General features: G+C 52.7%; 13 protein-coding genes. 12 read left to right on the top strand and 1 reads right to left on the bottom strand.

Features of this window, described 5'->3' with window-relative positions:
* Window positions 1-21 precede the first annotated feature (21 nt).
* Window positions 22-957 (top strand): beta-propeller domain-containing protein, encoded by a 936-nt coding sequence (locus KOR42_RS09460; RefSeq protein WP_146509123.1) that lies wholly within the window; start codon window positions 22-24, stop codon window positions 955-957.
* Window positions 958-1,010: 53 nt separating this feature from the next.
* Here the strand turns inward: KOR42_RS09460 and KOR42_RS09455 are convergent, their stop codons facing one another.
* Window positions 1,011-2,258: a threonine synthase gene (locus KOR42_RS09455; RefSeq protein WP_197441013.1), complete on the bottom strand. Its 1,248-nt coding sequence runs from the start codon at window positions 2,256-2,258 to the stop codon at window positions 1,011-1,013.
* Between the two features lie 291 nt (window positions 2,259-2,549).
* Between KOR42_RS09455 and KOR42_RS09450 the strand changes: the two genes are divergently transcribed.
* The 11 genes from KOR42_RS09450 to KOR42_RS09400 all read left to right on the top strand — a co-directional run bounded on the left by KOR42_RS09450 (window position 2,550) and on the right by KOR42_RS09400 (window position 24,827).
* Window positions 2,550-5,333, top strand: coding sequence for a PSD1 and planctomycete cytochrome C domain-containing protein (locus tag KOR42_RS09450; RefSeq protein ID WP_146509119.1), 2,784 nt, complete (start codon window positions 2,550-2,552; stop codon window positions 5,331-5,333).
* A 262-nt stretch (window positions 5,334-5,595) separates the two neighbouring features.
* Window positions 5,596-7,020, top strand: coding sequence for a sigma 54-interacting transcriptional regulator (locus KOR42_RS09445; protein ID WP_146509117.1), 1,425 nt, complete (start codon window positions 5,596-5,598; stop codon window positions 7,018-7,020).
* Between the two features lie 374 nt (window positions 7,021-7,394).
* Window positions 7,395-8,591 (top strand): DUF3419 family protein, encoded by a 1,197-nt coding sequence (locus KOR42_RS09440; protein ID WP_146509115.1) that lies wholly within the window; start codon window positions 7,395-7,397, stop codon window positions 8,589-8,591.
* Between the two features lie 46 nt (window positions 8,592-8,637).
* Window positions 8,638-9,408, top strand: a complete 771-nt coding sequence (locus tag KOR42_RS09435; RefSeq protein ID WP_146509112.1) for a class I SAM-dependent methyltransferase — start codon at window positions 8,638-8,640, stop codon at window positions 9,406-9,408.
* Between the two features lie 134 nt (window positions 9,409-9,542).
* Window positions 9,543-10,604 carry a PstS family phosphate ABC transporter substrate-binding protein gene (locus KOR42_RS09430; RefSeq protein ID WP_146509111.1) on the top strand — a complete coding sequence of 354 codons (1,062 nt, stop codon included), beginning with the start codon at window positions 9,543-9,545 and terminating at the stop codon, window positions 10,602-10,604.
* A 240-nt stretch (window positions 10,605-10,844) separates the two neighbouring features.
* A complete protein-coding gene (locus KOR42_RS09425) occupies window positions 10,845-12,200 on the top strand; it encodes a YbaY family lipoprotein (protein WP_197441010.1) in 1,356 nt (451 codons plus the stop codon).
* Window positions 12,201-12,584: 384 nt separating this feature from the next.
* Entirely contained in the window at window positions 12,585-14,102 is a 1,518-nt protein-coding gene (nusA, locus tag KOR42_RS09420) for a transcription termination factor NusA (protein ID WP_146509107.1), read from the top strand.
* Window positions 14,103-14,228: 126 nt separating this feature from the next.
* Entirely contained in the window at window positions 14,229-17,204 is a 2,976-nt protein-coding gene (infB, locus tag KOR42_RS09415; protein ID WP_146509105.1) for a translation initiation factor IF-2, read from the top strand.
* 51 nt (window positions 17,205-17,255) lie between these two features.
* Complete coding sequence (rbfA, locus tag KOR42_RS09410; RefSeq protein ID WP_146509103.1) at window positions 17,256-17,705, top strand: 30S ribosome-binding factor RbfA; 450 nt, start codon at window positions 17,256-17,258, stop codon at window positions 17,703-17,705.
* 125 nt (window positions 17,706-17,830) lie between these two features.
* Window positions 17,831-18,718: a hypothetical protein gene (locus tag KOR42_RS09405; RefSeq protein WP_146509101.1), complete on the top strand. Its 888-nt coding sequence runs from the start codon at window positions 17,831-17,833 to the stop codon at window positions 18,716-18,718.
* An 808-nt stretch (window positions 18,719-19,526) separates the two neighbouring features.
* Entirely contained in the window at window positions 19,527-24,827 is a 5,301-nt protein-coding gene (locus KOR42_RS09400) for a beta strand repeat-containing protein (RefSeq protein WP_146509099.1), read from the top strand.
* Window positions 24,828-24,896 lie beyond the last annotated feature (69 nt).

The raw sequence follows: 24,896 nt of genomic DNA, 5'->3' as shown, positions 1-24,896 counted from the left end.
GAAACAACAGATTGTGAACTCATGAAATATTCACTGCTTCTCACGACCTTGGTTTTCTCCCTGAGTTGGAACACTCTGAGTGCTGAGGATGTCACCCATAGTTTTCTCGCGTGCGGTCAGAAGACGTACATCATGGATGATCAGGGGAAGATGAGTTGGACTTACCCTTCTGCGACGCGAGATGGGTATGTGCTCGAGGATGGAACGATCATTTTGACATTGAATAAGTCAAAACGATACGGAGGCGGGGCCGTTGTTCGCATCTCTTCTGACGGGAAAGAAACTCTCGTTTGGAAGGGGACGCAGAGTGAAGTGAATAGCGCTCAACCGACATCCAACGGGACGTTTGTTATCACAGAAGCAGGAATCAGCCCGCGTTTACTTGAGGTCGATGCTGAAGGTGAAGTGCTCGTGGAATTCCCGCTGGCCTGTCAGAAGAAAAATCATCACATGCAGACCCGAATGGCGCGCAAGCTTCCCGACGGGACATATCTCGCACCTCATCTGCTGAACTTTGCTGTTTTCCACTACGACAGCGACGGAAAAGTTTTGTCGACTTTCGATACCACTGTTCCGGGCGATTCTGAGCATGAGATTCACACTTGGCCGTTCACAGCGATTCGTCATGGTGATGGCAACACGCTCGTTTGTTGCACTCACGGAAACCGTGTGATTGATTTTGACGCAGCTGGGAAGGTTGTGTGGACATTAACAAACGAAGATCTTCCCGGTGACTGGCTTCAGGATCCTTGCGGCTCTCAAGTTCTTCCCAATGGCAATATCGTCATTACGAGCTATGCCGGCGGACGTGTTGATCCGCAAGCACCAAAGATGTTCGAAGTGACTCCCGCAAAAGACGTTGTTTGGACATATTCAGATGGACAGAAAGTTGGAATTCATCACTTTCAAATTCTGACGTCCAACGGCCAGCGTTTGACGCAACCTCCACAGAAGTAGAGAAGGAGACGCGCCGGAACGTTTGCAAGAACGGGAATGATCGTCGAACTCAACTATGATTGTTGTTCGAGGATCTTCATCCAGTTTTCGCCTTCGTGGTCGATGCGGGGAATGTCATCGCTTTTGAAAAGATGGTTGTACTTCAATCCGGTTCCGGTGTTGAATAAGACGATCGTCTCTTCCGGGGAGAGCCAGCCATCAGACATCAGTTGTTCGGCAGCTTTCCAGACTGCTCCTCCTTCGGGGCATGCTGAGATTCCTTGCCAGCGGCAAATCTCTTCTGTTCCCTGCATCAGTTTCTGATCCGAAACCGAAATGGCCGTTCCGGAGGACTTTCGGATGGCGTCCAACATCAGAAAATCGCCAACAGCGACGGGGACTCGAAGTCCGGATGCACACGTGGCTGCGTTCGGAAACAGTGGGGCGGAGTCTGCTCCCTCGAGGTAAGCTTTCACGATCGGAGAGCATCCGTCGGCTTGAACGGCGACCATTTTGGGACGGGCACTTCCGATCCAGCCGAGAGCTTCCACTTCGTCGAAGGCTTTCCATATTCCGATCAACCCGGTTCCTCCTCCGGTTGGATAGAAGATGACATCAGGCAACTGGAGGGTTTCAGTGCCGAAGTGATCGGCAAGATCGAAAGCGAGTTCGTAACCCATGGTCTTTTTCCCTTCGACACGAAACGGTTCCTTCAGTGTCGAAAGATCGAACCATCCGAACTGATCGCAAGCCTCGCGGCAGAGGCGACCGCAATCGCTGATCAATCCATTCACCAGATAGATGTTAGCCCCGCCGAGTTTTGATTCGACGATGTTCGCAGGCGGAGTGTCTTCCGGAACAAAGAGATGGCATTCGAGACCTGCCCGGGCCGCATAATACGTTGCAGCACCCGCCGCGTTCCCGGCAGAGGGGAGGGCGATTGCTTTCACTCCCAGCGCTTTTGCGCGAGTCACCGCTGCTGACATTCCTCTCGCTTTAAAGCTTCCTGTCGGATTGAACGATTCGTCTTTCACAAAGAGATTTTCGAACGGTTCAAATGGACCGACACGATTCGCTTGAAGCAATGGGGTGCAGCCTTCGCCGAGTGAGACCGCTTCTTCCGGAGAATCGACGGGCATGAGTTCCCAGAATTTCCACATCGATCGAATGTTCCGGGCTCGCACTGCCTGCGGAGTCATCGTTTCTTTGATCGCATCGAGGTCATACTCTGCAAGAAGCGGCTTGCCCTGTGCGCTCAAGTTCTGGAGCTGATCCACAGGATAACTTTCACCGGTCAGTGAGCACTTGAGGTCTAGGTGCATGAGGCTGATTCGCTTTGGGATTGAATTGCGGGCTCGTCCGATTCATCGATCGAGTAAATGCTGAGTGAATGTACGATCTCTGGGCGGACCAGTGTCTCGATTGAATGGCATCGAAACAACTGACTTGGCACATCAGCCCTCCGTTTCGATGTGTCGAACAGGTTAACCGGAAGAGTTGTCGGTAACGGAGTCGTCGCCTCGGTGAATTCGTTGTGGTGACCTTGAACTTTGTTCGGGGGAACGTGCTATAATTCCAGTTCCTACCCCAATGTCCCTACCTCACGTGTCTCCATGGTGTTTTCAGCTCGACTTATACCTTCTCTGGCTCTCCTTTTCGGTATTGGCATTTCACCAGTGCTGGCGTCGGAAGAGCAGGAAGTTTTCTTCGAATCGAAGGTTCGCCCGCTTCTGGCGGAGCATTGCTTCGAATGTCATAACGACAAGAAGCAGCAAGGTGGTCTGCGGCTGGATCGACGTGAATTCGTTTTCGAAGATGGTTCAGCTGGGAAAATTGTTGTTCCGGAGAACGTGAGCGAAAGCCGATTGTGGCAGGTTCTGCAATACGATGAGTTCGACATTCAGATGCCGCCGAAAGGCCCACTGAAGAGCGAACAGCTTGAGATTTTGAAGCGGTGGATCGATTCAGGAGCCTACTGGCCAGAAGATGCTCCAGCGGAACACGCGGAATCAAAAGGGAAGCTGTTCTTCACCGAAAGTGGAGATATCGATTACCAGCGGATTCGAGAATCGCATTGGGCTTACCAGCCGGTCGAGATGTCAGAAGTGTTGAAGGCAGTCGATGCAGGTCAGAAAACGCCGATCGATCAGATTCTTCTCGACAAGATGTCAGAGAAGGGGCTCGCATTCAGTCCGCAGGCGAGTCGATCGAAACTTATTCGGCGGCTCTCCTTCGATCTTCGCGGGCTTCCTCCCACAATCGAAGAGGTCCGTCAGTTCGAGAACGATCAGTCTTCGGATGCGTACGAAAAACTGATTTCACGCTTCCTTGAAGATCCCGCTTACGGAGAACGCTGGGGGCGGCACTGGCTCGATCTGGCCCGCTATGCAGATACCAAAGGCTATGTTTTCACGCAGAATCGGTTCTATCCGTATTCGTACACCTATCGCGATTATGTGATCAACGCGCTTCAGCAAGACGTTCCGTACGACGACTTCATTCGTGAGCAACTCGCTGCCGATCAACTCGGGTATGAAGAGAACGATCCCCGGTTGGCAGCACTTGGTTTCTTGACAATCGGTCCACGATTTCTGAATCGCGAGCCCGACATCATCGATGATCGCATCGATGTTGTGACGCGTGGATTGATGGGAATGACACTCGGATGTGCCCGGTGTCACGATCACAAATTCGATCCGCTTCCCGCTGCGGATTACTATTCGTTGTACGGTGTCTTCGCAAGTTGTTACGAGCCGGAGATTCCCCCGCTTCGAGGAGAACTCGATACAGCTGCTCCGGGCTATCAGGAATTTGCCGAGGAACTGAAAAAACGCGAACAGGCTGTTGTCGACTACGCTCACGAAACACATGCTGCTCTTCTGGCTCAGCTGTGCGATCAGGTCGAAGATTACTTTCCGGAAGCATTGAAGAAGTTGGGCCTCATCCCGGAAGCTCATGAACTGTCGCCCGAGCATGGTACTCCTCGAGCGAAACTTGTCGCACGCTGGCAATTACTGCTTGACAGGAAGCTGAAGGAGAACAATCCCGTCTTCATTCCCGGAGCCCGGATGCTGGAACTGGTCAAACAGAATGCCAGTCCGGAAGAGTTTCAAAAGGTCGCGGAAGAGCTTGCGCAGAATCCAGAAATTCCCAAGGTCGTTCTCGATGAACTCAAGACCGATTCGGCCCATTCACTCATGGGAATCGTGAACGCTTACACTCGGGTCTTTTCATCAGTTCGTGATGAGTGGAAACAGCTTCAGGCAGAGAATCCGGAAGTTGGTCGTTTGCCTGATGACGGACGGGAACAGGTTCGACGGATTCTTTACGGACCGGATTCGTTAACCGATCTTGCGCCGAGTGAAAATTCTCCGTTGTTTGAACGGGATCAGCGAACTCGTCTGACTGCGCTGCGAAAAGAAGTTGAAGACTGGCACGTGACATCCCCGAACGCGCCCGCCCGATCGATGGTCCTTTTCGATAAGGAGAGCCTAGTCGAGCCCGTTGTGTTTGTGCGTGGAAATCCGGGGCGGCGAGGTGACAAAGTTCCGCGCCGTCCGCCGCATCTGCTCAATTCCGATCCGGAGAGCGTTTATCAAAACTCAAGTGGACGCCGGGAACTCGCCGATTTAATTGTCTCTCCCGACAACCCGTTGACGGCGCGGGTCCTTGTGAATCGTCTCTGGATGGCTCATTTCGGAACGCCGCTTGTGGCATCGACTTCAGACTTCGGATTACAGACGGAAGAGCCGCTTCAAAGAGAGTTGCTCGATTACCTTGCCTGGAGTTTGGTGAATCAGCACGATTGGTCGCTGAAAGGGTTGCACCGCGAGATCCTTTCAAGTGAAGCGTGGAAACAGCAGAGCATTGATCGTCCGGATGCGCGTCAAATCGATCCGGAAAACACATTCTACTGGCGGCAGAATCGGCAGCGTCTCGATTTCGAAGCGATGCGTGATTCGATGCTCGCAGTTGCAGGTCGTCTCGATCGCACGATGGGCGGGAGGCCCGTTAATCTTGAGACAGAACCGTTCACGAATCGTCGAACGGTCTATGGCCTCATTGATCGAAATAACCCTTCCGGATTGCTGAGAACTTTCGATTTCCCCACCCCGAACTCGTCGAGTCCCGGTCGGACGGAAACGACGGTCCCGCAGCAGTCATTGTTCAGTATGAATTCCACCTTTGTCCGGGAAATGTCGTCTTCATTGGCCAACCGCGTTCGCGAAGAGTTCGACAATCCGAGCGATCAGATCCGGAGACTCGTCGAGATCACTCTTTCACGATCGGCCAGCGACGATGAAGTGGCGCTGATGGACTCATTCGTTCAGGACAACTCTCTCGAGGTTCTCTCGCAGGCGCTTCTCATGTCGAATGAGTTCTTTTTCGTTGACTGAAAATCGACAGCAAGTTGCGAATGCCTTCGAGTATCGTTTGTCAGCGCGGCCGGGAATGCGTCAAAACGCTTGTCAGGTTGCAGGTTCGGGCAGTTCGTTAGGTCAACGAATTGCGTCAAGAATTCGTCAATTCTGACGATTCGTAATCTGAACAGATTGGCATCTGATGGCTGCTGCGTAGAATCGGATCGCTTGCGAACTTCAGTCAATGCTGTGTTGTCGTGCAGGAACGGCCTGCAAACCTTCTGGAATGGATCTTTTTATGTCGCATCGTCCCAGTACCCTCGGAGAGCTGAAAGAATCCGGATATCAGCCTGTTTCAGTGAAAACAGAGATGAGGCGAAATCTGATTCATCGACTGAAAGATCGTGAGGAACTCTTTCCGGGAATTCTCGGTTACGACGAAACCGTGATCCCTCAGGTCGTCAACGGGATTCTCGCCAAGCACGACATGCTTTTCCTTGGTCTCAGAGGTCAGGGGAAAACACGGATGTTACGAATGCTGAACCAGTTTCTGGACGAGGCAATTCCGGTCGTGGAAGGCTCGGAGATTCACGATGATCCGATGTCGCCACTTTCGAAATACTCTCGGGATCTGGTCAACGAGCGGGGCGATGAGACGCCAGTTGTGTGGGTTGGTCGTGAAGATCGATACCTCGAGAAACTGGCGACTCCTGATGTCACCATTGCCGATTTGATCGGAGAAGTGGACCTCATCAAACATGCGGAAGGACGCCATCTTTCGAGTGAAGATGTGATGCACTTCGGTCTGATTCCGCGAGCCCATCGCGGAATTTTTTGTATGAACGAACTTCCCGACCTGTCGCCGAAAATTCAGGTCGGGCTGTTCAATGTACTTGAAGAACGAGACATCCAGATTCGTGGGTTCACGGTTCGATTGCCTCTGGACATCTGTATGGTGTTCTCAGCAAATCCGGAGGACTACACGAACCGGGGCCGCATCGTGACTCCACTCAAGGATCGGATCGGAACGGTCGTTCGAACTCATTATCCGCTCGAGCGGGAACTCGGAATTCAGATTCTGGAAGAGGAAGCCTGGACCCAGCGAGACGGTCACCCTGTTTTCGTTCCTCATTTCATCAAGGAAATTGTGGAAGAAACAAGTCGTCTCGCGCGGACGAGTCCACATGTCAATCAGGCATCGGGAGTCAGTGTGCGAATGTCGATTTCGAACTTCGAGACCATCGTCTCCCATGCTGAACAGCGTGCACTCAGAAACGGAGACTCTTTCGCCGTCGCTCGAGTCAGCGATCTCTACTGGATGGCTGCCAGTTCCCGAGGAAAGATCGAACTCGGGCTTTCAGAAGATACTGGGGACGAAGACATCCTCATTCTCCGTCTAATCGAAGAAGCTGTGAAAAACGTCTTCGATCAGTCTCTGTCTCCAAAGCGGTTTTCCAATGTCGTTGAGTTCTTCAATTCGGGAAATCAGGTCAAACTCGACCCGGACCTCGATGCTGAACAGTTTTTGAACGAACTCGGTCAGGTTCGAGGATTTCACGATCAGGTCCGTCAGATCACCCGAGAACTCGCTCCGGAAGTCCCTTCTGAGGAGATGAATTCCCAGGTTGAAGCAGCTGTCGCAGAACTGATCCTTGATGGGCTCTATGCTCACAATCGCTTGAATCGGCGTCTCAATTTCGGGCAGTTCGTCTACGGAGACTGAAAACTCCACCAATTCGAGTTCGCCGAATCTGCAAGACGACGCGCTGAGGTCCGCGTCATCTTGGGAATTTGTGTGTCTTGCAACGAGAGTGCGAACGCGATTTCAGGAGCCTGATTATCCTTCGCGGATGTCTGTGACGGTCGCTGTTGATCTGTGCGCGATTTATGTACGATCTTGCGCCTCATCGGGATGACATGCGTTTTCAACCCGTTGAGGCCGGTCGCAACCTTCCTTAACCTCTTGGTAGATTTTGAGTTGCGATCTTGAGATGACCTGTCAACAATGATCGCAAGACCAGAGGTCGCCGAATCCAGAAATCGGTGATGGGATCGGTTTTGCAACTGCATGAATCAGCAGATCTGAGAGTACGCCGCATGCCGTTGGAACGAATTAGCCGGACTGCCTTTAACCTGATTCATGGCAGGAATCTGGTTTACAATCAGTGCTGGGAAGATCCTCGACTGGATCGTGAAGCATTGCAATTCAATGCAGACGACGAAGTCGTTGTGATCACCTCAGCCGGATGCAATGCGCTCGATTATGCTCTCGCGGGAGTCAATCATGTCTATGCTGTTGACATGAATTTCCGACAGAATGCGTTGTTGCAACTCAAGCAGGCGGCAATCAAGAAACTTGAGTTCGAGCAGTTCTTCGACCTCTTCGGTCACGGCCGACTCGCCGACTGGGACGAGGTTTACCGGAAGCAGCTTCGCGACGAACTTCCTGAACAGTCACAAAAGTTTTGGGATCGGCACGGAAACTTCTTCACCGGATCGCGGCGACGTCCAAGTTTCTATTTTCGCGGAACGTCCGGTCTGTTCGCATGGATCGTGAAAGGCTATGTCGGTCGAAATGCGAAGTTGCGCGATGCAGTCAATAAGCTGATGGCTGCGAAGACGCTCGAAGAGCAACAGGAAATTTTCTACGAGGACAATCTGAAAGAGACGCTGTTCCGCCCCATGATTCGCTGGCTGTTGGGACGAGATACAACGATGGCGATGCTCGGCGTTCCTCGAAGCCAGCGACAACAGCTCGATCAGGAATACCCAGGCGGAATCGCACAGTTTATTGTCGATCGAATCGAAACTGTTTTCGCTAAGCTGCCACTGCAGGACAACTACTTCTGGCGCGTCTACTTGACGGGCGAATACACACGAGACTGTTGTCCGGAGTATCTGAAGAAGGAAAACTTCGAGTCGCTCAAACAGGGCGTTGTCGAGAATGTTTCAACGCATACCGACTCATTGCTCGGATTCCTGGACGGCCACTCCAAACCCGTCACAAAATTCATTCTTCTGGATCACATGGACTGGCTCTATCACAACCGAAAAGACATCCTCGCAGAAGAATGGCAGGCGATCGTCAATCGTGCGGGCGAAGGTGCCAAGGTGATTTGGAGAAGTGCCAGCCTGAATGTCGATTTCGTTGACCCGATCGAAGTCGAAGTCAATGGAACGACTTGCACGTTGGGAGATCTTTTGAAATACGATCGCCCGCTCGCTGAGCGACTGCATCCAATCGATCGAGTGAACACCTACGGAAGTTTTTACATCGCAGATCTGGTGAAGTGATCACAATTCGCTTCTCCCGTCGTCATTGAACCAGTCGTCGAGATCCATGAGTAACCCGTTGAAAACAGTCGCTAGCGACGCGAAGACCCTGTGGCATCTGGCCGTTCGGCGCGCCAAAGGCAAGACTCACGCTGAGAGACTTGAGAACTTCTATTCCGGGCAAGCCGGAGATTACGATGACTTTCGCCGAAGAATGCTTCACAGTCGGCAGGAGATGATCCAATCCATTCCTGTCCCGGAAGGGGGAGTGTGGGTTGATCTCGGGGCTGGGACCGGTGAGAACGCGGAACATATCGGGGAACCGATTTCCCAGCTGTCGAAGATGTATCTGATCGATCTTTCCGAGTCGCTTCTTGAGCAGGCTCAACGCCGGGTCGATGCCAACGGCTGGACGAACGTCACGCCTGTTTGTTACGACGCGACACAATTCGTCCCCGAAGAAGGGGCCGCCGATGTGGTGACATTTTCCTACTCACTGACGATGATTCCCGACTGGTTCCGCGCCATTGATCATGCCTGGAACCTTCTTCGCCCCGGTGGAGTGATTGGCGTTGTTGATTTTTATGTGAGTCGAAAGCATCCCGAGGAAAACTTCTCCAAGCATGGATGGGGAACGCGGACATTCTGGCAGCCCTGGTTCGCCAGCGACAATGTTTTCCTCAGCCCGGATCATCTGCCGTATCTGAAAAACAAATTCGAAACCGTGAGTTTGTCCGAACGGCGTGGAAAGATTCCGTATCTTCCATTCGTCCGCGCCCCTCACTATCTGTTCATCGGCAAAAAGCCCACCAGCAGCGATACCACTGACGAAGCGTAATTATTCCTCGATTTCTCTCTCCCAAGCCGGTCTTGACGCCTTCTGAAGCTGTGTTTCAGAACTTCGTCTTGAGGTGATTCGATTCACCGCGCTATACTCCGGCAGATTCGGCCACTTTGCCAGGAATCCCGAGTGTGAATGGTGTCACTCTCTTGACGCGATCACTCACTGCGGAGATCGGCCGAAGAATTATGGATTTTTTGACCCAGGAGGGAATCGGTATGAAGCTGTTAGGAGTCAGGCGCTCTCTCGAAGTTGCTGCCATGGTGTTGTGTGTTGTTTCTGCCAGCGGTGCGGAAACTGTGGACCCCACTCTTCCGGTGTATACCCGGTCTGAGGATCTCAAAGGGACGCTGACGCTCATCGGTTCGAATACAATGTCGCAGATCGGGGCGACTTGGGGAGCGCACTTTCAACGACTGTACCCTGATGTCACGATCGACATCAAAGTTCAGGGTGCAACCAATGCCGTCACTTCCGTCATCGACGGAGAGGCGAATTTCGGCCTGTTGAGTCGATCAATCAACGAAAATGAAGTGAAGGCGTTTTACGAGAAATTCGGATACGTTCCGACAATTCTCACACCGGCGCTGGAACCGCTCGCAATCTACGTTCACAAAGACAACCCGATTGAAAGTCTCAGCCTGGCTCAGCTTGATGCCATTTATTCCACGACGTTGAAGCGTGGAGAATCCAAAGTTGCGATGACCTGGGGAGATGTTGGCGTGACCGGACAGTGGGCCAGCCAACCTATCGAAATCCATGGACGCCGGGAACTCACCGGCTCGCAGGTCTTCTTTCAGTCAGCAATCATGGGCGGCGGAGAATTTCGCAAAGAGATGATTCCTCATGGTACAAATTTGGAGCTCGTGAGTGCTCTCGAGAAAAGCAAAACCGGAATCGGGTTTGCGGGATCAACATTCGGAACTCCAGAACTGAAAATCGTCCCGCTCTCATGGAAGAATGGCGAGGAAGCTGTTGGGATCGATCAATCCAACTATCCCCTCGTCCGTCGATTACAGCTGGTTGTCAACAGCCGCCCGGATCGCCCACTCAATCCTCTTGAGCGTGAATTCATTAAATATGTCTTCAGCCAACGTGGCCAACAGGATGTTGTGATCAGCGGATTTCTGCCTGTCCCGGCCGGGGCTGCAAACATCGCCCTTCAGGCAGTTGGTGAAAGTACATTGAACTAGAATTTTGTGTTCACTGGCCTGGGCGAAACAGCACAACATCGAACTGTGTCCGATCGTCAAGCGAGTGCAACAGGGAAGAGCAACTTGCTTGAGGCACGGTCCAAGCCGCCGTTTGCCGCAGCGGGCTCTCAAACCTCTCCAAGCGGCAAAACTGTTTTGATTGTGGTTGCCGTGACATCAGTGCGATGACAATTCCACGGGACAGATATCAGCTCATCAGGCATTGGAAGGATGCTTTCCATGAAACGGATTTCTTTCGCAGCAATTATTTGCTGTCTCACGAGTCTCTACGCGATTGATACGCAAGCGATCGATCGATCCAGGACCGGCGGTACACCAGCCCAGCCTGCTCCAGCCAACAAATTCGACCCGACGAAACTGCCGGGTCAGGATGGATTAGGGAGTCTTGGGGTTTCGCCCGATCCCTTTCTTCCATCGGGAATCTACAACCCATTCCCAACATTGCCCGGAGTGAACCCTTCGGGCACACCGTCAGGCGGTCAGAACCTGGCGGTTCCCAATCCGCAGTCCTATCCCGGAACGAATTCTCCAGAAAATCGAATTCGTATTCAGGGGCCAACGCAGCAATATATTCCTCCGGGAGGAACCAACGATCCGACCAGCAGTCGATGGAGACTGGGAATTCTTTCCCGCGACACTGAGCATGGCGTCAAGATTTATGAGATTGTTAACGGTTCGGCCGCGCAGCGTGCCGGTCTGGAAGTCGAAGATCTCATCGTCGCTGTGCAGGGATATCAGGTCGGGATTGTGAACGGCGTGATCTACGAATTGTCGAAGGAATTCGAGCGACATGCAGATCAGAACGGAAACGTCTCGATGCTCGTTCAGGACCATCGAACACGTTCGCTGATGAATCTCTCCGTTCAGCTTGATTCACGATTCTCAACAATTCGTGGTTCGCTGACACTCAACGGCAGCAATTCGGGAGATCTCGACCGAAACGCAATTGTCACTGTTGAATTGCAGGAAATCGTTCGACAGGGTGCTGCCCCGCTGACGATTGCCCGCAAGGAAATCTCCAATCCTCGGCAGTATCCGGTCAACTTCGAGTTGCAGTACGACCCAGCTCAGGTCTCTTCACTCGGAGAATATGTCCTTGTTGCGAATTTGATCCGAAACGGACGCGCGTCTCACAAGACGATTCAATCCTACACGGTCAACAATCAAGGAAACGGAAGCGGTCGTCCTCTCGCGATGCGATTGGATCCGGTTCGTCCGACCTATGACGACACTCCGGCGCATATTGATGAGTCAGCACGAGTTGCAACAATCGTCCGTTGGTTCAACGAGTACCTCGGTCGTCCACCTTCAGACAGAGAACTGAGCGTCTGGCTCTCCGCGCTTGATCGTGGATACACCCTGAAGCAGGTTCAGCTGGAATTGCTCGGCCACAATCAGTTCTTCAATCGGTGTGATCGAGACAAAGAAGTTTATGTTCGCCGCGTCCACGAACTCCTCGTCGGGCAGCAGCCGAACTCCGATCAATTGGAGTATTGGATCGGCCGATACGACGCACTTGGCGGAATTCGCAGAGATATTGCGAGCGAATTTCAGGACGCCGTCGGCATTCGCTGATCCCTGATTTCCATTTCTGAACTTCGAACGCGGAAAAGTGACCGGTCGCTTTTCCGCGTTTTGCTTGAAAAGACGGATTGTAACGATCTTTGAATCGCCGGTTATTGACAGACTCGTCGTCGAAACGTATTGTTCAGTCTTCACTTTAGCGAGATTTTCGTTGGAATGACCAATCCCTTTCAGGACAACAGCGAACTGAACTGTGGTTCTGGAGTATTAGAGAGGCTGCCCATGTAGGCATTGGCGTGTTAGCGACCGGTGCTCGGCGTCCGCAAGTGACAACAGTGTGTTGTTGCAAGTGTGAGGGCACGATATCTCTGGTGATTTGCAACGAGTGGGATTCGGTCCCGCTCTTTTTTTTCATCCTGATGGCAGTTACCGAGCATGAATGGTAGTGAGGTTTTACGCATCGTCGACGCCATCCACCGTGATAAGGGGATCGAGAAAGAGATCGTCTTTAGCGGGATTGAGGCGGCGATTCTTTCGGCGGCGCGAAAGCACTACGGAGAAGACAGCGAGATTGTCGTTGAAATCGACAGGATGACTGGAGCTGTGTCAGCGAGTCTCGACGAGACTCCTCTGGATTCTGAAGAACTCGGTGACCTTCTCGGACGAATCGCTGCACAAACTGCCAAGCAGGTGATGATTCAAAAGATCCGTGAGGCAGAACGAGACTCTGTGTACGATGAGTATATGGAGTTGAAGTCTCATCTGGTCAGTGGCGTTGTGACGCGAACCGACCATGGTGTTGTCTCAATCAACCTCGGAAAGATCGAAGCGATCCTTCCGAAGAGTGAACAGATCCCCGGGGAATCACATCGAGTCAGCGATCGCGTGCGAGCAGTCGTTCTTGACGTGCGAAAAGCCGGAAGTCGTGTGAAAGTTGTTCTTTCGCGAATTCATCCGGAATTCGTTCGGCGACTCTTTGAGGTGGAGATTCCTGAGGTTTCTGATCGCATCATCGAGGTGAGATCACTTTCACGGGAAGCAGGTTACCGCTCCAAAGTGGCTGTTTCCTGTTACGATAATAATATTGACAGCGTCGGAGCGTGTGTCGGCGTCCGTGGCTCGCGAATCAAAACCATTGTCGACGAACTCGACGGCGAACGCATTGATATCGTTCGCTGGAACGATTCACTGCAGGTTCTGATTCCCAATGCGATGCAGCCAGCAGAAGTCGAGGACGTGATTCTCTGCCCAATGCTTGGCCGGGTCATTGTGCTCGTGAGAGATGATCAACTTTCACTCGCGATCGGGAAAAAAGGGCAGAATGTCCGCCTGGCATCGAAATTGGTTGGCTGGGACATCGAAGTGATGACCCAGGAAGAGCTTGATGAACAGCTCGAACGATCAGTAGCTGCGTTTTGCCAAATCCCTGGAATTACTGAAGACCTCGCGGAATCCCTGGTTTCACAAGGTTTCTTCAGCTTTGATGATCTCTCAGTCATTGAGCCTGATCATCTCCAGGAACTGAGTGGTTTCAGTGCTGAAGAGTGTGAAAAAATCGTTGAACATGCAGAAAATGAAGCGGAACGTGAAGAGCAGGAGGCAGATCGTCGAAAAGCATTAGAGCGAGAAGCACGTCGCGTCGAAAAGGAAGCAGCGCAACTTGATGCAATGACAGGCAAGTCGCTGCCAGGTGAGAAGGCGTCAGACGAGACCCCGGCTCAAGCAACCTCAAAGCCTCAGGCTGAAGAGGAAGCAACGACCTCAGACAGTTCCGATGAATCATCCGAGAACCAGACGCCGGATGCTGTTGAGGAAGACACTTCAAAAAGTGTTGAAGAAGACGGTGGTTCTGAAAAGAGCGTTGTTCAAAGTGCCGGGCAAGATGTCCCGGATACTGCGAGCGAAGAAAGCTCCGCCACGAAAGCTGAGGAGCAGACAGAAGCTGGTTCATAGTCTGTCAGCGAGAATCGGTGAATTAGATTGTCAGATTGAGTATTCTGACTCGTTCAATCTGAAGAACCGAATGAGTGGGCTGAGGTTGGCAACAAGAAAAAGACGAGAGATTTTAGGGGGTGACGTTTGAAGATCCGAATCTTCGCACTGGCGAAGGAATTGGGACTCGATAGCAAGGACCTGATTCAACACTGCAATGACGCGGGGTTGAACGTCAAAAGTTCTGCGCTGGCAAGTATTTCGCCCGATGAGCGTGATCTCGTATTGAATTATCTCAAGTCACTCGAATCTGGATCTGCGCCTGTCGCTACGGAAGCAGTCGCTGCAGCCCCTGTCCGCGAACGAGGGGCAACTCGCGAGATCCGGGAGATCAAAGGTGGACCGGCCGCGAAGCAGGTTCAACGCCGTGCTCCCCGCAAGGAAAAAGCTAAAGAAGGTGAGCCCGATCTCACCACCGTCGATGAAGTGGCTGAAGAGTCATCCGTCGAGAAGCAGCCCGTGGAAACTGCTGAAGTTGACGTCAAATCGAACGACGTGACTCAGGTGGAAAGTCCCGAAGAGCGCTCCGCGTCATCCGCTGAGAGCGACGTTCTTCCAACTTCTGCTGAAGACGAAAGCGCAACTGAGGTTTCCTCATCTGAAGAGCAAGCCGTTGCTGCTGAAGAAGCATCCCCGTCCGAAAATCTGTCAAAGGACTCTGAACAGTCTGTGCCAAGCCAACAAGTTCTAGAACCTCCTGTTGAATCCAAAGCGGAAACAACAGAGGCCCCATCTGCTCAAGAGAGTGAGTCGAAACCGCAAGAGGCCGCATCGGCAGAGACCGCTGAAGGCGACTCGTCCTCCGATGCTCCTGTGTCTCAGGACAGCCCCATCAGTCGAGATGATTACATCGACCCGACTGGGGGACGGAGCAGTGGTGGAGCCATTCGCGAGATGCGTCCGCAGGGTTCGATGCGACATCGTCAACCGCGAAAAGACAAAAAACGCGGACCAAGTCTACCGGCGCTTGCTTCGACTCCCAATTACAAGCCTCCGGTCGCGAAGAAGGCTGAAGAAGGCCCCGTCCAGAAGCCAGATTTGGCGCTGACTGGTGATGTTCTCAAGAAGAACAAGCTCGCCGACATCCTCAAGAAGAACCGCGACGACTCCCGACGGAAGTCAGAGGAAGAGGATGATAGCAAGAAAGGTCGCTCCGGCTCACGGACGATGAACCTCGAAGAGGCGCGAAAGTCACGACGCAGCAAGCGTCAACGTCGGACCGGTGAAGATGATGAGAATGTCATCGTCAAAACGGTCAAGCGGCACAGAAAATCCGGGCCGATTGAACGCAAGTCTGAAGCGACTGTGACGTCGCCAATGACGGTTCGCAGCTTGGCTGAGGCCATGGGGCGTCCTGCTCGCGACCTGATTACCATCATGTTTAAACATGGTGAAATGGTCACGATTAACGACGCTCTCGATGATGAAATGGCGCTCGAAATCGCCATGGAACTCGGCGTCGACCTGACCATCGAACCGGAAGAAGATTTCGAAGACGCGATCACAGAGATTCTCGAACGCTCGGATGCCGATTTCGGAATCGATCTCGTCGCACGTCCTCCAATCGTGACTGTGCTCGGCCATGTTGATCACGGAAAGACGACTCTGGTCGACCGGATTCGGTCGTCGAACGTTGTCGACGGAGAAGCTGGCGGGATTACTCAGCACATCGCTGCTTACCAGGTCGGTCACAACGGTCAGAAAGTGACGTTTGTCGATACACCGGGTCACGCCGCGTTTGGTGAGATGCGAGCACGCGGTGCCAACGTGACTGATATGGTCGTCTTGGTGGTTGCCGCCGACGATGGTGTCATGCCGCAGACGGTCGAATGTATCAGTCATGCGAAGGCAGCCGGAGTTCCGATTGTCGTCGCCATGAACAAGTGCGACCTGCCCGATATCAACGAACAACGTATTTTGACCGAGTTGTCCCAGCACGGCATTCTGCCTTCTGAATGGGGCGGCGATGTCGAAGTCGTTCGAGTTTCTGCTCTTCAAGGGACGGGAATCGACGACCTGCTTGAGACATTGTTGTTGACTGCGGAGCTGCAAGAGTTTCGGACCGTCGATTCCATTCCTGCGGACGGTGTCTGTCTGGAAGGATTCATGGACGAAGGTCGCGGACCGTTGGCCTGGGCACTCGTCCGACGAGGAACACTGCGAATCGGTGACAACATCTGTTGTGGAACATCATTCGGACGTGTTCGAGCGATGTACGACGACGCAGGTCGAGAAATTCAGGAAGCGGGACCTTCGACACCCGTCAAGATTGCCGGTCTGGATCAGGTTCCAAGTGCCGGGAGCCGCTTCCTTGTGATGGATGATATCGAACAGGCCCGTGAAGTCGCTGAACTGCGTGAAGCACGCGGTCGAAGTGCTGTGCTCGCTCAGCGAGGCGGACCGGTATCTCTGGAAGACTTCTTCAAACATCGCGACGGAATGATTCAGGATCTTCCGTTGATCATCAAAGCGGATACCCCCGGTTCGATTGAAGCCATTCGGAGTGAGTTGGGTAAGTTTACGCACGATGAAGTGAAGCTGAAAATTCTTCATGAAGGTGTGGGAGGGGTGAACGAAAGTGATGTTTACCTCGCAGCATCTTCTGGAGCGATTGTCATCGCATTCCATGTGATCGCGGAAGATCGTGCGGAAGCGCTGGCTGCTCAGGAAGGCATTCAGATTCGCCGCTATAAAATCATCTACAATGTGACGGATGACATTCGGCAGGCAATGGAAGGTCTTCTGAAGCCCGAACGAGTCGAAGTGCCCACAGGCCGGGCTCTCGTACTTCGTACGTTTTCGATCAGTAAAGTCGGAACCGTGGCGGGTTGTCGTGTTCTGAATGGCACCATCGATCGATCTAACCGTGTCCACGTGATTCGTGATCAAACCATTCTCAACAATTACTCCATCGCCTCCTTGAAACGTGAGAAGGATGACGCGAAAGAGGTTCGAGAGGGATTCGAGTGCGGAATTCGTCTGGATGGGTTCAACGATGTCAAGGAAGGCGACTTGCTGGAAGCTTATCGCATCGAAGAACGGAAGCGATCGTTGGATGAATAACTCTGGTGAACTGCCGGAGTGGATCGAGTTCTAATGTGAGAAGTGAGTGGAATGAAAAGTCGCCGGACCGCCAAGGTAGCTGAAGCGATTCGTCAGGTGGTCAGTTCTGCAATTCTGATTGAATTGCGCGATCCACGTGTCAAGAATGTCACGGTTCTCAACGTGGATGTCGCAGGAGACCTCCGCACTGCGAAGGTCTATGTGAGCATTCTGGGTGACGAGAAGACGGAATTGCTGTCTCTAAAAGGGCTGAATGCAGCGCGAGGCTGGTTGCAATCCCGGATTGCGGACCAACTTCAGCTTCGACTCACTCCGGTTCTCACGTTCCTCGTGGACGGTGGTGTGAAGAAAAGCATCGAAGTCTCTCGCCGCCTGCATGAACTGGGATTCTCTGACGAAGACGAAGCTTCCTCGTTCGAGTCCACTGATGATCCAGAGGAACTTGATGACGAAGCTCATTCCTCCCAAACTGACGAGAATGATCAAACTCCGGAAATATAAGAAGCCGCAGGTTTGAGCCAGTATCGAGGGAATTGGCTCAAACAACGAAGACATGGTCCAGTTCGCGGCAAATCCACGGACTGGGAAAACATCACGATCAATTACTCCTTATTCGGGAGGCGTCGATGCCTGCCAGCAAATCGCTGAAAGCTGCAGACAAACAAAAGATTCTCAAAAAGCTCGTGACCGAGATGAAGAAGCACGTCAAGGGATCGGTTCCCAAGCACAATCATACCGTGCTGGAAACTGTTCTCTATTCAGCGTGCCTTGAGAATGTCAGCTACGAAGCTGCAGATCAGGCATATTCCAATTTGCTTGACACGTTTTTCGATCTCAATGAGGTACGCGTCAGCTCAGTCGCGGAAATCGTTGAGGCCCTCGGTGACGTTCATGAAGCCGATTGGAAAGCACTCCGCGTTCGTGAAACTCTTCAGGATGTTTTCGAGAAGAACTTTGCGTTTGATCTCGAAATCCTGAAGCGGAAGACTCAAGAAGTCGCCAACAAAGAACTCTCGGAGATTCCGCACATCTCCCCGTTTATGCGGGACTTCACGGTTCAGCACGCGCTCGGGGCGCACGTGTTGCCTGTCGATGATAAAATGACACAACTGCTGAAATGGTTGGGACTTGTGGAAGCCTCAGCCACGAGCGATCAGGCTGCTGATGCCATCAAAGCTGGCATCAAAAAGTCAGAGGGGCCGCAGTTCTGTTTTCTGATGAAGTCCGTCTCAGTGGACCCGGTATTGCAGCCGGGACTGGAGCAATATCAGGATCTCGATCCGGAAACGGATCCATTCGCTTGTGCGTCCAGGCTGGCAGATCTCTATAAGAATCCTGTGAAGCCGAAACGTGCGAAGTCGGCGACGAAAAAGGTCAGTCGAAAGAAGCCTGAGGCGAAGACATCGACTCGCAAAACTGCCAAGAAAGCCGCGACGAAGTCGAAGACCACAGCAAAAAAAGTAAAAAAACCGACGAAAACCGCCAAAAAGTCCAAGCGATCCGCCGGGAATTAAACGTTCGAGTTGAGATCGGGCCATTTTCTGCGGTTCTCTGTAATCTGTCCTCTGCATGGACACATTTGTCCGTCAGATACTGTCTCAGCTCGTGTGAATCGCTGCGATTCACAAGTGAGGATGAACGATCGGTTCGTCCTCCAATTTGGGCCAAGCGAGAGAAAATCTCATTGCAGCTCACTGCACGTCACAGGACCAATTGCTCGGAGTTTGGTCTCTTAGACGGAGCGAAACTGATGTTGGCAACGCTTATCGGGTTTCGATGATTTCGTCGTGTCGCTCCGAATGTCGAAGACGTTTGGATTTCAACTCTCAGAAGTGCCGGCAGGCGGTCTGGCGGGCGGATCGGAGCAAATCGCGTCGAGAACCCGATGTGGCCTGTCGATGAAAATCCTGTGCCGTTTCGACCGATTTCAAATCTCTTCAATCATCACTGAAGGCATCTTCACGATTGGTTTGCTGTACTTCGCTCGAGCAAACGCAACGTTCACAAGACTCAGGTGCCGAGATGATCGCAGAGAAACCATGAAAATGGTCTCAGCGATGAAAGGGAGGGGATGAGCACCTTGCGCAGGTGAGGCATCTCCAATCACCAATTAGTCCGTGATTTCTGCCAGGCGGGACCCTAGAATAGAGTGCCAGTTGCGAACTGGTGTCGCTTGACGAGATTGCCGAAGCGTCGACGCAGGTTTCGATCAATCAAAACACCATTTCCGGATTCTGTCGCATTTTGACAGCGGAATTCGGGGCGACTGTGTGAACCCAAAGACGCCACGTTCGTCGAACGTGAGGAAACGCAGAGAATGGAATGAGCAGATCTTCTCTAAGTGATCGAGTCCGTTCAGTTCTGGGGGACTTTTGGGGAAGGAGTCGACCCTCATCAGCGTGTGAGGATGAATTTGCGCCGCTGTTCATCGATCGATTGGAAGATCGACGTGTCTTGAGTGTGACGGCATCGCTTTCTGGTGGAGTCCTCTCAATCATCGGTGATGATGGTGTCAATGATGCGGTTGAGGTGACGCTGACGAACGCCGGAGAAGATGGAGGCGGTTCTGAGGAAGGGCTGCAGATCTTCGATCAAAACGGGAACGTGATCCCGATTTCGACGGATTCCGGGCTGACATTCGATCCATTGCCCACTTCTTCGCTGTACGACCCTGTCACGATGTCGCCGGGACGAATTCATGTTGATTTGGGAGTGGGTGAAGATCAACTCGAACTGCAAATTCCGACGGGCGCCTCATTCGAGATGAGCAGTTCTGAAGCTCTGGCGGTCGAAGTTTCCGGCGGTGACGATCTGGTCACGCTTGTCGATAACGGAATCGCTCCTCCGGCGCGGAATGTTGATGTCACGATTGATGCGAGTGAGGTTGAGTTTGCGGATGTCAGCTTTCAGGCAGGAACGGTCAATCTCACCATCGAGGCGGACTTAATTCTCAGGCACGATCAGTCGATTGCCACCGATGGAATTGTGAGCGTGACTGGAGATGTGCTTTCAGTCGGTGGAAAACATTTCGACTTGTCGATCGATACTGGGCAAAACGACGTTGTCATTGACGGAAATCTCGGTTCTCCGATCGGCCCGCTCGGAGACGTCACGATCTCAGCTTCGGAGATTCGGCTGAGTGGAGATGCGTTCACGTATGGTGATCAGCTTTATGACGGTGACTTGTCACTGACAAATGACACGATTCTGGAAAGCACCGCGGGCGGAGATATCGAGATTGGGAACCTCTCTGCCAATGGATCGATTCTGAACGTCAATACATCCGGATTGACTCATTTTTCGGGCGACGTTGATGGGCTCAATTCACTGGTCATTGACAATTTGGGGCAAACCCAAATCTCCGGGAATTCATTCGACGTCCTTGAGTCAGTCGTGTTCGGCGATCAAGTGACATTGAAGTCCGATGTGATCATCTCAGCTGTCGAGCAGATTCGATTTGAATCGAACGTTGTGAGCGAATCGCTCATGTTTTCAACTTTGGAACTGGTCAGTGCCGGTGACGGATCGACCGGTTCTGGACGCGTTGAGATTCTCGGAAGTGCTGGACAAGCTGGGGGAGCGGAATTAGGCGGTCTTGAAGTTGTCGCAGGCAGCATGATTGCACTGAATGATGTCCGCACGTTCGCGGCCGGCGGACAGTCAGGCGATCAACGTTATGAAACGAATTCGTTGATCACTGAAGGGCAGTTTTCGACGCGAGGCGGAGACTGGACTGTCACAGGTGACTGGGATGTTCGTAGTTCGGTGATTGTTCAAACATTTGGAGGGGCCATCGACATCAGTGGAGCGACGGTTTCGACATCAACGACTTCCACTCCGGTGGACGTTCGTTTCGATCCTCAATCAGTCGCTGGTGGAAACGTTTCACTGGGAGAATTTGATGATCACTTCGGAAGCTTCATTCGAAACTTGGAGATCTTCAGTGCGAGTGATGTCACGGTGAATTCGCTCTCGATTGATGGAGCATTCACTCAGCAGAACGGGATGGGACGAACAGAGTTCGTGGCTGGGGCGGTGGTCTCGACGAATGGTCTGCTTTCCATCGGGACCGATTCGATTTTAGTCGGGCAGAGTGCAGTCATCGAATCGAGCGGTGCGTCAATTGTCACGACTGACGAAATGCTGATGCTGGATGGATCGGTTCTGGATGCCGGTTCGGAGTCTGTTTCCATTGTTGTCAATCGAAATGAGATCGGGGCGGAGAGCTTTGAACAATTCGGGAGTGCGATGATCACGACCGGAAGCGAATCTTCGACGGCCATTGAGATCGACGTTCAGGGGGAAGGCTTTGCGAAGATTTCTGACCTTCGTGCTGGTATGACCGGCGGAGTGGTGAGTGTGGAGACGGGGGGCGAAATCGTCGATGTCAGCACCGGTGACTCGCAAGCTGCGGTGTCGGCGTTCGGAGCGGTCTTCATGGTCGGGGAGAGCCCGAATGTGGTGTCGGCTGGAGTGGGGACCATTGTCCCGTTCGAGACGAACGTGAGTCAGCTGGCGTTTCATGTTCCGAAGGGAGTTGTGAATATCGAGAATCAGGGTTCGCTCATGCTGAGTGCTCTCAACAGTGTGTCTCAATCGACAGCCACCGAGGGAGGGCGAATCACTTCCGGTGGAGCACTGACGATCGACACCAACCTTGAAGTGGGGGGAGACTTCGAGCTTGTGGCGGGCGACTCTTCCTCGATGGGGGACACGCTGACCATCAATGCGGATATTCAGCATCTCACCGGAAATGGATTCATTCTGTTTCAGGCAGGCGATGACATCATTCAGAATGATGGGCAAGTGACCAATCGAGGCGGGGCTGTGAATGAGGTACGGTTCGTCGCAAACGTTGATGGAGCAGCGGATCTTCAAGTCGGTCAAATGACTCAGAACGGGGGAACCGTTGATGCCGAGCGGGTCTCGTTCTCGTCCGGAGGGCCGATTTCCTTTCTTCAAAATCTGAACGACTTTGGAACCGTCGCAGCGGTCACAACTCGTGCGAACAGCGGGATTTACCTGTTCGATCAGGGAGGAATGACTTTCGGAACAGTCAACGGAATTTCTGGCCTGACGACGAACGACGGCGATGTCTCCTTCGCTTCGAGTGGTCAGGTTGTCATTGGTAGCGGAGCAGGAGAAGGAATCCATGCTGTCGGGGGAATTGTCCGCGGATACTCGACCGGCGGCGTCGTGGAAGCAATTGATTCTGTCATCATTGCCGAAGAGTTGAAGCTTCAAGGAGAAGGTCCGGTTCAGCTTCAGAATGATAACGATCTTTCCGTCATCATGATCAATGTCGATGGGCCGATCGTGTTTAACGACGTAAACGGCTTCACGATCGGGAGTCTGGAAACTGTCGAAGGAGTTTCGACAGTCGACGACGATATCGAACTTCGATCAGGTGGTTTGATCACAATCGGTCAAGGCAATGGAGAGATGGTTTCTGCCGTGGGAGCCACTGTTCGCATCTTCGCTGATGCTGGAGTTGTGGAAGCGAGCGGCTCTTCGATCGCGGCGAGCGATCTTCAGTTGCAGGGGACGGGAACCTTTGATCTGGGCGAGTTGAATTCTGTGGAGCGTCTCGCTGCTGAGATCACTGACGACTTACTGTTTCGGAATGTCGGTGATCTTGAGATTGGGACGGTCGGAAGTTTGACGGGTATTCGCTCATCGGTCGGGGAAATTTTCATCGAGACCTCCGCTGATCTGATAATGCCTTCGACCAGCTTTGTGGAGACTGGGGGCGACCGTGTTCTGCTCGCTGGAGGAGACGCGACTCAATCTCCCGGAGCATCGCTGGGAGAAGTGTTCATGGAGGACGGTTCAGAAGTCCGGGCACTTAACGCGCGGATCGATCTTGCGGGATCGGGAGAAGTTCAAGTCGGTCGAATCGTTTCAAATGGGGATGTTCGTCTCACGTCGCTCTTCGGAGAAATCCGTGATGCGGGCGATGCAGGCGGAGTCGATATCGAAGCATCGCGCCTCGGCCTCGATGCAGCGATCGGAATCGGAAATCTCAACGCAATTCAGACTTCTGTTGCCGAACTCTCTGCACGCAACTCGACTTCCGGGAACGTGCAAATTTCGAACGTCGGACAGGATCTGCTGACCATTGGAACATTTGGTGATCCAATGTTTGATGCGGAGTGGGGTCTGTTGACCGGAATCACTCTTGGTGGGATTTCGAGTCGCGAGATTCTGGTCACTAATGAAGGAGCGATGAATGTCGATGCGGTCGTCATGAATACATCGGGAGGCGACATCACACTCAAAGCTCTTAGTCGAGCCGATGCGGATTTGCGTGTGGCTGCTCCGATCATTGCAATCGGCGGTTCTTCTGCCGACGTGTTCCTCGAAACGGATGGCTCACTGTCGATCGAAGACACCGGCGAAATGTTTGATATTCTGGGGAGTTCCATCACCGGGGAAGCGGTCGGTGATGTGACTTTTGCGGCCGATGTGATCGTCAAGAGCGGAACTGGCTCGATTACGAATCCGGTTCCTCTTCTTGAAAACGTCTCCACTCCACAGGTTCTGACTTCTGGGATCGCGAAGATTCTGGGTGACTTTGGTCGCGTGAATGACAACACCTTCGTCTTCGAAATTCTCTGGGACCCGGACGGTCCCGTCGAAGATGTTTACACGAGTGGTGATCCTGTTTACAGCGCGCAGCGACAGGAGTTCGTTGGTCCCGCTCCTGGAATCGGTCCGGGAGAATTCCTGTTTGATCATCAGTACCTCGAGAACCCGAACGAAGAGAGTCCCTCATCGCCGATTCCGATTCAGATCACTCTCTACGATGACCCGAACATTTTGTTTACATCGGGCGGTGAAGAGCTTGGCAAAGTCAGTGTGACTTCGCTGGCGCCGGTTCCGGGGGAAGGATTGTTCGGAAGCATTCCGTTCGATCTGTCAATCGAAGTTCCTCAACCGGAGCCCCCACGAACAGAGATCACTGAGAGTCGTGATTCCGATGTCGAAGTTGTCGCTGAGTCACAGGAAGAGCTTGAGTTTGAAACGGTCACGGATATCGACACCGTTCAGAACGAGCGGATTGTTGTGATTCAGAAAATTGATTCGCAAGGAGACGTCGAAGTGGACCGCTTTGGTCGTCCGATTCAGCGGTCACTGTATGGTAAAGACGCTGAAGCAGTCCTCAGTAATCTCCCCGGTTTGTTTGAAAAGCTTCGCGACGGGCATTGGAAGATCTTCATGAAAGAAGGTCAGGATGCGCAGCTGCAACTTGTCGAAGATGTGGAGCTGCGTGACGGACGACCTGCTTCGAGTAATGACGCCGGAACCATGGATCGGCCGCCGACCAGTGAAGGTGATCAGAAAACCGAAGGTGATGCTCTCGACAATTCGAGCACTTCGCTTGAGCCATCGGACTCTGGGGCACTTCGGCAGGCTCTTCAACCCGAGGCGAATGTTCGGGATCAGTCGCTGTCAGAGGATCAACGTTCGGATCGGGAAGTTAGGGAAGTCTCGAGTTCTGGACTCGGGGGCGTCGGGGCAGCAGCTGCCGTTCTCGTCGCGACTCAATCCGGCGCGACAACTCATTGGTCTGGACTGCGAAAGTTTGTTCGAAGAGTGGTGAACACTTTTCGTTCTGTCTGATCAACCACAAAGAATTTCGATTTCCACAGATGCGATCTGAGTCCGAGTCCATGCGAGTATTTACGCACA

Source organism: Thalassoglobus neptunius (genome assembly GCF_007859735.1).
GTDB classification, from domain to species: Bacteria; Planctomycetota; Planctomycetia; order Planctomycetales; family Planctomycetaceae; genus Thalassoglobus; species Thalassoglobus neptunius.
The sequence above is the reverse complement of the archived record's forward strand: the minus strand, read 5'-3'. Positions and strand labels throughout refer to the sequence as shown.

Excerpts from the sequence above, each read along its gene's own strand:
- KOR42_RS09460 (WP_146509123.1), top strand. The coding sequence starts at position 22 with ATGAAATATTCACTGCTTCTCACGACCTTGGTTTTCTCCCTGAGTTGG.
- KOR42_RS09455 (WP_197441013.1), bottom strand. The coding sequence starts at position 2,258 with ATGCACCTAGACCTCAAGTGCTCACTGACCGGTGAAAGTTATCCTGTG.
- KOR42_RS09450 (WP_146509119.1), top strand. The coding sequence starts at position 2,550 with ATGGTGTTTTCAGCTCGACTTATACCTTCTCTGGCTCTCCTTTTCGGT.
- KOR42_RS09445 (WP_146509117.1), top strand. The coding sequence starts at position 5,596 with ATGTCGCATCGTCCCAGTACCCTCGGAGAGCTGAAAGAATCCGGATAT.
- KOR42_RS09440 (WP_146509115.1), top strand. The coding sequence starts at position 7,395 with ATGCCGTTGGAACGAATTAGCCGGACTGCCTTTAACCTGATTCATGGC.
- KOR42_RS09435 (WP_146509112.1), top strand. The coding sequence starts at position 8,638 with ATGAGTAACCCGTTGAAAACAGTCGCTAGCGACGCGAAGACCCTGTGG.
- KOR42_RS09425 (WP_197441010.1), top strand. The coding sequence starts at position 10,845 with ATGAAACGGATTTCTTTCGCAGCAATTATTTGCTGTCTCACGAGTCTC.
- nusA (WP_146509107.1), top strand. The coding sequence starts at position 12,585 with ATGAATGGTAGTGAGGTTTTACGCATCGTCGACGCCATCCACCGTGAT.
- rbfA (WP_146509103.1), top strand. The coding sequence starts at position 17,256 with ATGAAAAGTCGCCGGACCGCCAAGGTAGCTGAAGCGATTCGTCAGGTG.
- KOR42_RS09405 (WP_146509101.1), top strand. The coding sequence starts at position 17,831 with ATGCCTGCCAGCAAATCGCTGAAAGCTGCAGACAAACAAAAGATTCTC.
- KOR42_RS09400 (WP_146509099.1), top strand. The coding sequence starts at position 19,527 with ATGAGCAGATCTTCTCTAAGTGATCGAGTCCGTTCAGTTCTGGGGGAC.